At 69.0% G+C, this 12,079-nt stretch carries 9 protein-coding genes; 2 read left to right on the top strand and 7 right to left on the bottom strand.

Features of this window, described 5'->3' with window-relative positions:
- Window positions 1–14: 14 nt before the first annotated feature.
- From TMO_RS12610 to TMO_RS12585, 6 genes are all read right to left on the bottom strand, one after another.
- Complete coding sequence (locus TMO_RS12610) at window positions 15–1,019, bottom strand: cysteine synthase A (RefSeq protein WP_014746018.1); 1,005 nt, start codon at window positions 1,017–1,019, stop codon at window positions 15–17.
- Window positions 1,020–1,228: 209 nt separating this feature from the next.
- Complete coding sequence (locus TMO_RS12605) at window positions 1,229–2,452, bottom strand: osmoprotectant NAGGN system M42 family peptidase (RefSeq protein ID WP_014746017.1); 1,224 nt, start codon at window positions 2,450–2,452, stop codon at window positions 1,229–1,231.
- Window positions 2,449–4,233 carry an N-acetylglutaminylglutamine synthetase gene (ngg, locus tag TMO_RS12600; RefSeq protein ID WP_145978130.1) on the bottom strand — a complete coding sequence of 595 codons (1,785 nt, stop codon included), beginning with the start codon at window positions 4,231–4,233 and terminating at the stop codon, window positions 2,449–2,451. The genes TMO_RS12605 and ngg overlap by 4 nt, the downstream gene beginning before the upstream one ends.
- A gap of 82 nt (window positions 4,234–4,315) precedes the next feature.
- Window positions 4,316–6,127: an N-acetylglutaminylglutamine amidotransferase gene (locus TMO_RS12595; RefSeq protein WP_014746015.1), complete on the bottom strand. Its 1,812-nt coding sequence runs from the start codon at window positions 6,125–6,127 to the stop codon at window positions 4,316–4,318.
- A 532-nt stretch (window positions 6,128–6,659) separates the two neighbouring features.
- On the bottom strand, window positions 6,660–7,193 hold the full coding sequence (locus TMO_RS12590) for a carboxymuconolactone decarboxylase family protein (RefSeq protein ID WP_014746014.1): 534 nt from the start codon (window positions 7,191–7,193) through the stop codon (window positions 6,660–6,662).
- A gap of 290 nt (window positions 7,194–7,483) precedes the next feature.
- Complete coding sequence (locus TMO_RS12585) at window positions 7,484–8,023, bottom strand: peroxiredoxin (RefSeq protein ID WP_014746013.1); 540 nt, start codon at window positions 8,021–8,023, stop codon at window positions 7,484–7,486.
- Between the two features lie 317 nt (window positions 8,024–8,340).
- Here TMO_RS12585 and TMO_RS29475 point away from each other — a divergent pair, with 317 nt between their 5' ends.
- Together TMO_RS29475 and TMO_RS12575 are read left to right on the top strand one after the other, a co-directional pair.
- Window positions 8,341–9,411, top strand: coding sequence for a hypothetical protein (locus tag TMO_RS29475; RefSeq protein WP_014746012.1), 1,071 nt, complete (start codon window positions 8,341–8,343; stop codon window positions 9,409–9,411).
- Window positions 9,412–9,488: 77 nt separating this feature from the next.
- Window positions 9,489–10,352: a zinc metalloprotease HtpX gene (locus TMO_RS12575; RefSeq protein ID WP_014746011.1), complete on the top strand. Its 864-nt coding sequence runs from the start codon at window positions 9,489–9,491 to the stop codon at window positions 10,350–10,352.
- On the opposite strand, the gene TMO_RS12570 is transcribed toward TMO_RS12575, so the two are convergent.
- A complete protein-coding gene (locus TMO_RS12570) occupies window positions 10,318–11,982 on the bottom strand; it encodes a methyl-accepting chemotaxis protein (RefSeq protein WP_014746010.1) in 1,665 nt (554 codons plus the stop codon). The two genes, TMO_RS12575 and TMO_RS12570, sit on opposite strands and share 35 nt — an antisense overlap.
- Window positions 11,983–12,079: the final 97 nt, after the last annotated feature.

The following is a 12,079-nucleotide window of genomic DNA, read 5'->3' as shown; positions in this document are numbered from 1 at the left end:
TGCCGCGAGACGGCTCAGCGGTCCAGCCAGGAGGGGACCGGCAGGTTCTTCGACCGCAGGAATTCGGCGTTGAACAGCTTGCTGGTATAGCGCTGGCCGCTGTCGCAGAGGATGGTCACGATGGTGTGGCCGGGGCCCAGCGCCTCGGCCATCTTCACCGCCGCGCCGACATTGATCGCCGAAGACCCGCCGAGCAGCAGCCCTTCTTCTGAGATCAGGTCGTAGAGCATGGGCAGGCTTTCTTCATCGGTCACCTGCACGGCGCCGTCGAAGCTCACGCCCTCCAGATTGGCGGTGACCCGCCCCTGGCCGATGCCCTCGCTGATCGAGCTGCCCGACGATTTCAACTCGCCGGTGGTGATCCAGGAATAGAGCGCCGAACCCATGGGATCGCCCAGCCAGCACTGGATGTCCGGGTTGCGCTCCTTCAGCGCCATGGTGATGCCGGCAAGCGTGCCGCCGGTGCCGACCGCGCAGACGAAGCCGTCGATCCGGCCGCCGGTCTGCTCCCAGATCTCGGGGCCCGTGGTCTCGAAATGGGCGCGGCGGTTGGCGACATTGTCGAACTGATTGGCCCAGACCGCGCCGCCCGGCTCGCTCTCGGCCAGTTCGTTCGCCAGGCGCTCCGACACGCGGACGTAATTGTTCGGGTCCTTGTAGGGGACGGCCGGCACCTGGACCAGATCGGCGCCCAGCATGCGCAGGGTCTGCTTCTTTTCTTCCGACTGGGTCTCGGGGATGACGATGGTCGATTTGCAGCCGATCGAATTGCCGACCAGCGCCAGGCCGATGCCGGTATTGCCGGCGGTGCCCTCGACGATCCGGCCGCCCGGGCGCAGGGCCCCGCGCTCCAGCGCATCGCGCACGATATAGAGCGCCGCGCGATCCTTGACCGATCCGCCGGGGTTCATGAACTCCGCCTTGCCGAGAATGGTGCAGCCGGTGCGCTCCGACACCTTGCGCAGCTTGATCAGCGGCGTGTTGCCGATGGCATCGGCGAAGCCGTTCATGATGGTCATCTGAGGGATCCCGTCTGTTCTGCGCCGCGGCACATTCTGCGGCGCGACGCCGGAAAATTTTTCTGTCGCATCCTACCAATGGCGATCGATGGGGATCAAGCCGGGGCGCCCGGCAATTCGTCATGGCAGAAGTGTTGTTTCGGAATATAAGAACGCCCCGCCCTTGGGGAAAGGGCGGGGCGTCGGGTGCACCCGTCATCTTACGGCCGTCACTTGTGGGGCTCGGCGGCTTTCTCTGCCGGGGCGGGGGTGCCGAGGCGTTCGGCCGTTTCCTCCTCGTCCCAGTCGGGCGGCACCGGGAAGCCGGTCAGCGGGCCGAGCGGCTTGGCATCGCGCTTGAAGGTCGGCTCGCTCAACATATAGAGCGCTTCGAGCTTCGCCAGATCGTCGAGCGCCGAGCGATGGATCCGCTCGTAGCCATGCGAGGCATCGATGCCGAAACAGACCAGCGCCGTGCGCAGATCGTTGCCCGCCTCGATGGCCGAGGCGCTGTCGGAACGGTAATGGCGGAAGACGTCGCGCTGATGCGAGATGCCGTTATCGGCGCAGAGGGCCAGCAGCTTGCGGGTCAGGTGGAAGTCGAAGGGGCCGGCGCTGTCCATCATCGCGACGGTGACGCCGGTCTCGCGGCTGGCCTGGCCCGGGGCGGTGGTGCCGTTGTCGATGGTCACCATCTCGGCGATCTCGCCATGCAGGATCGACGAGGCGCCGGAGCCGACTTCCTCCGAGATGGTGAACAGCAGATAGGTGTCGACCGGCGGCTTCACGCCCGAGCGCTGCACCGCCTCGGCGGCGGCAAGCAGGGTGGCGACACCGGCCTTGTCGTCCAGATAGCGGCTGTTGATGAAATCATTGGGGCCGATTTCGGGGTTCGGGTCGACGGCGATGATGTCGCCCACCCGGATGCCGAGGGCTTCGAGATCGCGCTCGTTGTCGACCAGCGCATCGACGCGCAGTTCGACATAGTCCCAGCCGACCGGCAGCTTGTCGATCTCGCCGCCGAAGGTGTGGCCCGATGCCTTGAGCGGCAGGATGGTGCCGCGATGGCGGCCGTCATCGGTGAAGATGGTGCAGCGGGCGCCTTCCGAGAACCGCGCCGACCAGTGGCCGATCGGCACGACCGACAGCCGGCCATTGGGCTGCAGGCGCTTCACGATGGCGCCCAGCGTGTCCAGATGGGCGACCAGCGCCCGGGCCGGATGGCGTTCACGCCCGCGCAGCACGGCGCGGATGGCACCGCGGCGGGTGAGATCGAATTCGATGTCCAGCCGCTCCAGTTCCTGGCCGACCATGTGGACGATGCCGTCGGTATAGCCGGAGGGGCTGGGCGTGTTCAGCAGGGCCAGCAGGGTGTCGAGCAGGTAGTCGCGATCGATGCGGATGCCGGCCTCGGGGCCATGTCCATCCCGATGGCGTCGGGTCGCGTCGTTCATGCCGTCTCCTCGGCCTGGGCCGGCATGCTGCGCCGGCGGGTGGCCGTCTGTGGGAACAGGAAGTCGATGAAACGTTCGGCGGTCGGCTGGGGCTCGTGATTGGCAAGGCCCGCGCGCTCGTTCGCCTCGATGATCCAATAATCCGGCTGATCGGCGGCCGGGACCATGAAGTCCAGGCCGACCACCGGAATGTCCAGTGCCCGGGCGGCGCGGACTGCCGCCTCGGCCAGGGCCGGATGCAGCTCGGCGGTGACGTCGTGAATGGTGCCGCCGGTGTGCAGATTGGCGGTCTTGCGCACCCGGATCACCTCGCCCGCCGGCGGCACGTCGTCCATGGTCCAGCCGGCCTCGGTCACTGCACGCTCGGTTTCGGCATCCATGGGGATCCGGCTTTCGCCGCCGGTCGCGGCGGCCCGGCGGCGCGATCGCGCCTCGATCAGCGCGCGCACGGTATCGGTGCCGTTGGCGGTGATTTCGGCCGGCTTGCGGATCGCCGCCGCCACCACCTCGCCGTCGATCACGATGATTCTCAGATCCTCGCCCTCGACGAAGGTTTCGACCACGCCCGCCACACCCTGTTCCGACAGGGCGCGGCAGGCGCGGGCCAGGGTGTCGGCATCGCGGATGTCGACCTGCACGCCGCGGCCCTGCTCGCCATCCACCGGCTTCACCACCACCCGGCCATGGGCGGCGAGGAAGGTTTCGGCCCGGGCGAGGTCGGCGGCGGTGACCTGTTCGGGCACCGACAGCCCCGCCTCGGCCAGAACGTCGCGGGTGACGCGCTTGTCCTGGCAGCGGCTCATGGCGATGGCGCTGGTCAGTTCGGTCAGGCTTTCCCGGCAGGTGATCGCGCGGCCGCCGAAGGTGAGGGTGAAATAGCCGCGGGCGGCATCCAGCACCTCGACCGCGATGCCGCGGCGCCGGGCCTCGTCGACCAGGATCCGGGCATAGGGGTTGAGCGCGTCCGAGGGCGAGGGGCCGATGAACAGCTTCTCGTTGATCGGGTTCTTGCGCTTCACGCAGAACACCGGCACCCGCTGGAAGCCCAGCTTCTCGTAAAGCGCGATCGCCTCGGCATTGTCATGCATGACCGAGAGATCCATATAGGCGCGGCCGCGGGCGAGGAAATGCCCGGCCAGATGCAGCGTCAACGCCGAGCCCACCCCCGGCAGAGAGGCCTGCGGATCCACCGCCAGCGCCCAGAGGCTGGAGCCGCCTTCCGGATCACCGAAGGCCTGGACGTGATCGACACCCATCACCGTGCCGATGATCGCCCCGGAGGCCGTCTCCACCGCCACCAGCTGGGTGACGGTGCGAGACCGGCGGAAGGCCAGCGCCATGTCTTCGGGCACCGGCACCATGCGCCGCGCGGCATAGATCCGGTTGACCTCGGCGACCTCTTCGGCCGTGCGCACCCGGCGGATGGTGAAGCCGCGCCGCCGCGGCGGGGCCGGGCGATAGCGGTCCATCCACAGCCGGTAGGTGTGCGACGGGTCGAGGAACAGCTCCTGCGGGGCAAGCGACAGCAGGACATGGGGCTCGGCCAGATAGAGCGCCACATCGCGCTTGCCTTCCTCTTCCATGCGGATGGCATCGGCGAGGTGGCGGTTGTCGTCGAAGGTCTGGCCGAAGATCAGCCGGCCCCAGCCCATGTCCACCGTCGCCTCCTGGCGGCTGAAGGCGGTGCCATGGGCCTGGCGGCCGGCGAGCGAGGGGCCGGATCGTCGATCCAGCCGGGTATCCCGCGCGGGGCGGGTGTCGCGGTTCTGGCGGCGCGTCATGTCGACCGGAGCCTTTCTGGTCATCTCGGAGCGGCGGGGGAGGCCGGGACCGGTGGATGCGGGTGCGTCGGCCATGGTCGGGTCACCCGCGGATGCCGTGGGTGTCGAGCCAGAGTTCGAGCAGGGCCAGCTGCCAGAGCTTGGAGCCCCGGAGCGGCGTGATATACGCCTTGGGATCGGCCAGCAGCCGGTCGACCGCCGCCTGATCGAACAGGCCGCGCGACCGGGCGCCCTCGCTGCCCAGGCTGGCGCGGACCATCTCCAGATAGGGGCCTTCCAGATGCTTCAGCGCCGGTACCGGGAAATAGCCCTTGGGCCGGTCGATCACCGCATGGGGGATCACGGCGCGGGCGGCCTCTGCCAGCACATATTTGCCCTGGGCCAGATGGCGGCCGTCGGGGGTGGTCTTCACCTTCATCTCGGCCGGCACGCGGGCCGCAAGTTCGACCAGTTCATGGTCGAGGAAGGGCACGCGCGCCTCCAGCCCCCAGCTCATGGTCATGTTGTCGACCCGCTTCACCGGGTCGTCGACCAGCATGATGTTGCTGTCGATGCGCAGCGCCTTGTCGATCGGGCGCGTGGCGCCGGGCTGTGCGAAATGCTCGGCCACGAAACGGCGGGCATGGTCCTCGTCGACCCGGTGTTCGGGCCGCACCAGCCCCAGATATTCGTCATGGGGGCGGTCGCAGAAATGGCGGGCATAGGTCTCGACCGCGGCCTCGTCGCCGGCGGCCAGCATCGGCGGATACCAGTGATAGCCGCCGAAGACCTCGTCGGCGCCCTGGCCCGACTGCACCACCTTCAGATCGCGCGAGACCGCCTCTGACAGCAGGTAGAAGCCGACCGCGTCGTGGCTGACCATCGGCTCGCTCATCGCCGCCACGCAATCGGGCAGGGCTTCGAGCGTTTCCGAGGCGGAGACCCGGATCTGATGGTGATCGGTGCCGAAATGGGCGGCCACGACATCCGACCAGCGGAACTCGTCGCCCTCTTCGCCGCCGGCGGCGTCGAAGCCGATCGAATAGGTCTTGAGGTCCTTCTGCCCGGCCTCGGCGATCAGCCCGGTGATCAGGCTGCTGTCCAGCCCGCCCGAGAGCAGCACGCCCACCGGCACGTCGGCGACCAGACGGCGGCGGACGGCGGTGCGCAGGGTGTCGAGCACCTTCGCCTGCCAGTCCTGGAAAGAGAGATCGCGTTCATCGGCGCGCGGGCCGTAATCGGGTGCCCAATAGATCTCGTCGCGGGCGGTGCCGTCGGGCTCGATGATCCGGCGGGTGGCCGGCGGCAGCTTGCGGATGCCCTTCAGGATGGTCATCGGCGCCGGAACCACGGCGTGGAACTGGAGATAGAACTGCAGCGCCACCGGGTCGATGGCGGTGTCGACACCGCCGCCGGCAAGCAGGGCCGGCAGGGTGCTGGCGAAGCGCAGCGTGCGGCCCCGGTTCTCGATATAGAGCGGCTTGATGCCCAGGCGGTCGCGGGCCATCAGCACCCGGCCGGTATCGCGTTCCCACAGCACGAAGGCGAACATGCCGGCCAGCCGGTCGACGACCTTCGGGCCCCAGGCGCGATAACCCTTGAGGATGACCTCGGTGTCGCCGGTGGAGAAGAAGGCGAAGCCCATCGCCTCCAGCTCGGCGCGCAGTTCGCGGTAATTGTAGATGGCGCCGTTATAGACCAGGCCGAGGCCCAGCCCGGCATCGATCATCGGCTGCTGGGCCTGTTCGCTGAGGTCGAAGATCTTGAGCCGGCGATGGCCGACCGCAATCCGCCCCTGGGCGTGGATCCCGGACGCATCCGGGCCGCGCCTGTCCATCGCGGCGGTCATGCGTGCCACGGCCCCGACATCCGCCGTCGTGCCGTCGAACCTGATCTCGCCGCTGAAGCCGCACATGTCTGTCTCCATCCTCCTATGATCCGAAGACGCGGACGGACCGGTTCCCGCTGGGGGCGGGACCGTTGCCGGTGGTCGGGGACGGGAAGGGAAGACGGGGCGCACCGGTGCGCGAGAATGTGAGCCGGGCCATGCCGGGCCCCGCACGTTCGGTCCGGCGACAGGGCGTCTGCCAGGAACCCGACGTGTAGCAACGCGGCCACTGCCAAAGATGTCCGGCAATGGTCCGACGGTCCAAAGCGTCAAAGAGCTTCGGGCGAGCTGATCAAAGACGATCACTGCCCGATCCCCACAGAGACTAGTGGAAGATCATGGCAGGTTCACGTGTCATGAGCGTGACATATGCAGGCCGAATTGATCGGCCGGGATTGTCGCGCCACAGATTGTCCTTGAGCGGTTCGTCCGAAAAACGTGTCCCAGACTTGGGGCTTCGGCCGCGAATGTCAACCTTCAGGGACGAAAAAACCCCCGCCCGCCGATGCGGGGGCACCGGCGGGCGGGGGGCTGAAACCGGGGCGGGCGGTGGCCGGGATCAGCCGGCCAGGGCCTCTTCGGCGTCGAAGGTGGCGGCCACGGCATGGACGACCGAGGCGATGCGGATGGCATCCTGCACCCCGTCGCGGCTGATGCCCTTGTCGCGGACGACCTTCTCGTGGCTGTCCATGCACATGCCGCAGCCGTTGATCGCCGAGACCGCCAGCGACCACAGTTCGAAATCGGCATGGTCGACGCCGGGCTTGCCGATCACGGTCATGCGCAGCTTCGCCGGCATTGAGGCGTATTCCTTGTCCGACACCAGATGGGTGTAGCGGTAGTAGATGTTGTTCATGCCCATGATCGCCGCGGCGGCCCGGGCGGCCTTCTGCGCCTCGGGGCTGAGCTGGGCGTCGGCATCGGCCGCGATCGCGCGGATCACGGTGGCGTTGCGCGCGGCGAGCGCCGAGGCGAGGGCGGTGCCCCAGAGCTGCTGTGCGGTCAGATTCTCCGACTGCAGCACGTTGCCGAGGTTGAGCTTCAGATCCTTGGCGTAATCCGGAAGCGCGCCGCGCAGCTGCTCGATCGACATCTCGACTCTCCTGGGGATTTCAGATGGGTGGGGCTTCAGCGCGGCCGGAGGCGCGGCGCTCTTGGGACGGGTGGAAAGCTGCGGAGCCAGATATCTTCATCACGATCAGATTGCGCGCGATCTATGCGCATGCGCAATCCGGCCGGGGCTCGACGCGGCTGTCCGGGAGGATGGAAAGGGGTGGTGGGGAAAGGGGGGGTGGAAGGTAGGGGCGACGGACGCCGGGGCAGGCAAGGGCAAGACGGGGGTCGGCGGTGCGGGATCCCGCACCGCCGACCGGATCCGCAGGATCAGGCCACCTTGAGGGTGTCCTCGCCCTTCTGCCAGTTGCAGGGGCACAGTTCGTCGGTCTGCAGCGCGTCGAGGATGCGGATGATCTCCTGCGGGTTGCGGCCCACGTCGAGATCGTTCACCGACACGTGACGGATGATGTTGTCCGGGTCGACGATGAAGGTGGCGCGGAGAGCCACGCCCTCTTCCTTGTGGAGGATGCCGAGCGCATTGCACAGCGCATGGCTGACATCGGCCAGCATCGGGAAGGGCAGGTCGTTCAGCTCTTCCTTGTGGACGCGCCAGGCATGGTGCACGAACTCGCTGTCGGTGCTGCCGCCGAGCACGACCGCGTCACGATCCTCGAACTCGCCGTTCAGCTTGCCGAAGGCCGCGATCTCGGTCGGGCAGATGAAGGTGAAGTCCTTCGGCCAGAAGAAGTAGACCTTCCACTTGCCCCCATAGGTGTTCTCGTCGATCTCCGAGAAGGCGCTCTTCAGGTCGGTCGACACGGTCGCCTTGACCTTGAACGACGGGAACTTATCACCGATGGTCAGCATGGATCCTGCCTCTCGTTTCTGGAGGATGCCCCCGGACATCCGGCCCGGGGGCGGCAACTCGGGGTCTTGATCGTTGGAACCGCCCGGTTCGTTTTAGAACGGTTCCAATCGATGTCGAACCGGGTATATCAGTCGGTGCGGGGCAGCGCAAGAGCCTTTTTAGAAGAATTCTAAAAACTGTCACGCCGGGCGGGCGGCAGCCCCGGCATCCGGGTCAGCCCGTTTCGCTGCGAATTTTAAGTCGCGGTTAAGTTGGGCACCCTATACTGACCCTGCAAGGGGGCAAGCCTGCGGAAACTGCAGAGGGGCGGGAGACCATGCGGATCGCTGTCGAGAGCAGCCACGACGTCGCCGGCTGGCTGATGCAGAGGGCCCGCAATGACGGCCGTGTCCTGGCCCCGGCCAAGCTTCACGCCCTGCTGTTCCTGGCCCTCGGACAATTCGCCGCAGCCGGCCGCGGCCGGCTGATGCCGGCGGTTTTCGTCGTCACCGATGTCGGTCCGCGCGCGCCCGACCTGCTCAGGGTCGACGCAGCGACCCTGAAGCTCCGGCCGCTGCCTCAGGTGGTGGAGCGCTTCATGGAAACGGTCTGGGCTGGGCTCGGCAGCCTGGAGCTGGACCGGTTGAACGCGCTGATCGGCGGGCTGGAGACCTGGCGCCTGGCCCGTGACGGCGGCATCGGCAGCGAGATCGAGCTTGAGATGCTGGGCCGCGAACTGCGCGGCCTGTCGGAGCGCACCCGCAGCGGCATGTCGGCCGCGGCGGCGGCCGAAATCGAGCGGCGCGCCGCCCGCGACCGGGTGCCGCCGCCCCTGCCGCCCGCCCAGCCCCAGGTGAAGCTGCCGCCGGTGCCCCAGGGGCTGGCGTCGGCGGGTGATGTGCCGCCGGCGGGCAGCCCCGGGCGCCCGGCGCGGTGGGAACCCTCACGCCGGGTCCGGCGTGACGAGGTCGCCGACCGCATCGTCGGCCGGCCGGGGGCGGCCCCGGCCGAGGCACCCAGGGCGCGGCGGCCGGACGGTTTGGCGGCAGAAATCGCCGCGGCTGCGCGCAAGCGCCCGCTGCCCCAGCCGATGGCGCAGCCGCGCCCCCAGATGGCGGGGCCCGACGGGCTGGACCCCCGCGCGGCCCGCGCCCTGGTCCGGGCCCTGTTGCGCGATCGGCGGCGCGCCGAGACGCCGCGCCATGCCGCCGATGTTGCCCCCACCCCCTGGCACCCGGAACGGCTGCGCCATATCGGCCGCGCCGAGGCAGAGGCCAGCCGCCTGATCAGCGCCGACGGGCCGACGCTTGCCGATGCGCTGGGGGCCGACCTGCCCGGCCTGACCAGGCCGCGCCGGCAGACCCGGGTCTTCGCGCCCCGCCGCGGATCGCCGGCTTCCCCCTCTTGATCCGCCTCTCGCCTTCTCCCAGATCGCCTGTCTGAGAGCATGCCCCTCAGGGGTGGCGTCGCGGGCGGAGGTGACGGATGGCAACCACACGCCAGGTTCTGCGCAATCTTGCCTGGTCGGTTCTGCTGGTCGCTGGCATGGCGCTGGTTCTGTGCCTGACCAGCTGGATCGTCTGGGGCCCCGGCGGCATTCCGTGGGCGCTGGCCGGTGCCGTCGCCGCGGCCCTGCTGCTGCCGGGCCTGCCGGCCGGGCTGGTGCTGCGCGCCCATCGCGCCCGCCCGATCCCCTATGCGGCCCTTCCGGAAATCCACGACGCCCTGGCGGCGCTGGCCGCCCGTGCCGGGATCCATGCCCGCCCGCGGCTCTGCTGGTGCCCGGCGCGCCAGCCCAACGCCTTTGCGCTGGACGATGCCGGCGTGCCGGTGGTGGTGATCACCGACGGGCTGCTGCGCCGCCTGACGCCCCCGGAACTGATGGCGGTGCTGGCCCATGAACTGGCGCATATCGCCAATGGCGACCTCAAGATCATGCGTCTGGCCGACGGGCTGGGGCGGATCACCGGGCTGATGGCCTGGCTCGGCATCGCCCTGCTGGCCCTGAACCTGCCACTGATCCTGCTGGGTGCCGTCACCGTGCCCCTGGCGGCGGTGCTGCTGCTGATCGCCGCCCCCGGGCTTGTGGGGCTGATGCAGCTGGCGCTCTCCCGCACCCGTGAATTCGCGGCCGATCTGGAGGCGGCGCGGCTGACCGGCGATCCGGCGGCGCTGGCCAGGGCCCTGCTGGCGCTGGAGCGTTCGGGCCCCTGGGAGGCGATCTTCCGCCTGCGCCACCAGGGGCCCGGCCTGCTGCGGACCCACCCCGCGACGGCGGAGCGGGTCCGGCGGCTGGCCGAAATGGCCCGGCCGCTCAGGCCGCCGCTTCCGATTCGGACAGGCGGCTGACGAAACCCGCAACCAGATCGCGCAGCTCGCCCGACCGGCGCGAAACCTCGGTCGAGAAGCCGCCGACCCGGCCGGCGATGTCGTGGGTGCGGGTGGCGGTCTGGTCCAGCACCTGCACATCCTGGCGGATCTGCTCGGTGCCGTTGGCCGCTTCCTGCACATTGCGGGTGATTTCGCCGGTGGCGGCGGACTGTTCTTCCACCGCGGTCGCGATCGAGGTGGTCATGCTGCTGATCTCGCCGATCATCCCGACGATGCGCTCGATCGAGGCGACGGCGCCGTCGGTTGCGGTCTGGACCGCGGCGACCTTGGCGCGGATTTCTTCGGTCGCCCGCCCGGTCTGGGTGGCGAGCGTCTTCACCTCGGCGGCGACGACCGCGAAGCCCTTGCCCGCCTCGCCGGCGCGGGCGGCCTCGATCGTGGCGTTCAGCGCCAGAAGATTGGTCTGGGCGGCGACGTCGGTGATCAGTGCCACCACCTGGCCGATCTCTTCGGCCGTGCGGCGCAGCTGGCCGACCTGATCGGCGGTTCGCCGGGCCTCGTTGGCACTGCTGCCCGAGGTTGAGGCGGTTTCGTTCGCCCGCGCGCTGATCTCGCCGATCGAGGCCGAGAGTTCCTCGGTCGCGGCCGCCACCGTCTGGACATTGGCGGTGGTGCGGTCGGTGGCGGTGCTGGTGCTGGCGGTCATCCGGCTGGTCTCGGCGGCGGCGCCCGAAAGCGCGCCGGCATCGGTTTCCAGCTGCCGGGCCTCGTCGGCCAGGCGGGCAGAGAGGCCGTTCATGCCGTCGACGAACTCCTTCACCAGCTCGGCCCGGCGGGCCAGGCGGCGGAGGGTACGTTCTTCGGCGGCACGCTGTTCGGCCTGCAGCCGGTCGGTTTCCTGCATCGCATCGCGGAAGGTCGCGACCGCGGCGGCCATGGCGCCGATCTCGTCGCTGCGGCCGGCATCGGCCAGATCGAAACCGTAATCCCGGGCCTTCAGCCGCGCCATCGCCCCGGTCATCCGGCCAAGCGGGGCGATGACCCCGCGGCGCGCGACCAGGCTCGAGAGCAGGACGCCGGCCAGGATGCCGATCACGGCGGTGGCCAGCATCACACTCATGACCGAGGTCCGGGTGTCTTCCAGGCCGGTGGACTGGGCCGCGACCTCGGCGATGCCGTCGTCGATCATCGGGTCGGTCAGCTCCGATGCCGCACGCTCGGCCTGGCGCACGCCGTTGATGAAGGCCTGATGCGCAGCATCGGTCTCCCCCGCCAGCGCCAGTTCCCGCACGCGGATCAGGGCCCGGATCACCTCGCGCTGCAGCCCGATGAACCGGCGGTCGCGGTCGCCGACGACGGCCTCGATCGCCACCAGCTGGGCCTCCATGGCCTGGGCGCGGCTGTCGAAGCGGCTGGCGATCGAGGCACGGCCGGCTTCGGGCTCGAAGATCAGGTTCAGCGCATCGCGCTGCAGCGCCCGGCTGACGCTTCTGAGTTCCGACGTCTTGATCACCAGGTCGGAATCGTCGGCCATGCGATGGGCGGCATCACCCATCCGGTTCAGGCCAATCATGCCGGCGAGGGCGATCAGGATGGCGATGGCGGCAAGGATCGCGACCGGCGCCAGGATCTTGTGTGCGAGCTTCATCTGGAGGCGTCCCGGGGAGATTCATGAGAACGTGCGCTTCAGAGTGCGACTTTCGACCTTACCAGGGCGTAAAGAGTGTTATGTCATTTCGTCGTCT

This window comes from Tistrella mobilis KA081020-065, assembly GCF_000264455.2.
Taxonomy (GTDB): domain Bacteria; phylum Pseudomonadota; class Alphaproteobacteria; order Tistrellales; family Tistrellaceae; genus Tistrella; species Tistrella mobilis.
This window is presented reverse-complemented; position numbering and strand designations above follow the sequence as displayed.

Bases quoted from the DNA above. Each gene is read 5' to 3' on its own strand.
- TMO_RS12610 (WP_014746018.1), bottom strand. From the start codon at position 1,019: ATGACCATCATGAACGGCTTCGCCGATGCCATCGGCAACACGCCGCTG.
- TMO_RS12605 (WP_014746017.1), bottom strand. From the start codon at position 2,452: ATGAACGACGCGACCCGACGCCATCGGGATGGACATGGCCCCGAGGCC.
- ngg (WP_145978130.1), bottom strand. From the start codon at position 4,233: ATGACGCGCCGCCAGAACCGCGACACCCGCCCCGCGCGGGATACCCGG.
- TMO_RS12595 (WP_014746015.1), bottom strand. From the start codon at position 6,127: ATGTGCGGCTTCAGCGGCGAGATCAGGTTCGACGGCACGACGGCGGAT.
- TMO_RS12590 (WP_014746014.1), bottom strand. From the start codon at position 7,193: ATGTCGATCGAGCAGCTGCGCGGCGCGCTTCCGGATTACGCCAAGGAT.
- TMO_RS12585 (WP_014746013.1), bottom strand. From the start codon at position 8,023: ATGCTGACCATCGGTGATAAGTTCCCGTCGTTCAAGGTCAAGGCGACC.
- TMO_RS29475 (WP_014746012.1), top strand. From the start codon at position 8,341: ATGCGGATCGCTGTCGAGAGCAGCCACGACGTCGCCGGCTGGCTGATG.
- TMO_RS12575 (WP_014746011.1), top strand. From the start codon at position 9,489: ATGGCAACCACACGCCAGGTTCTGCGCAATCTTGCCTGGTCGGTTCTG.
- TMO_RS12570 (WP_014746010.1), bottom strand. From the start codon at position 11,982: ATGAAGCTCGCACACAAGATCCTGGCGCCGGTCGCGATCCTTGCCGCC.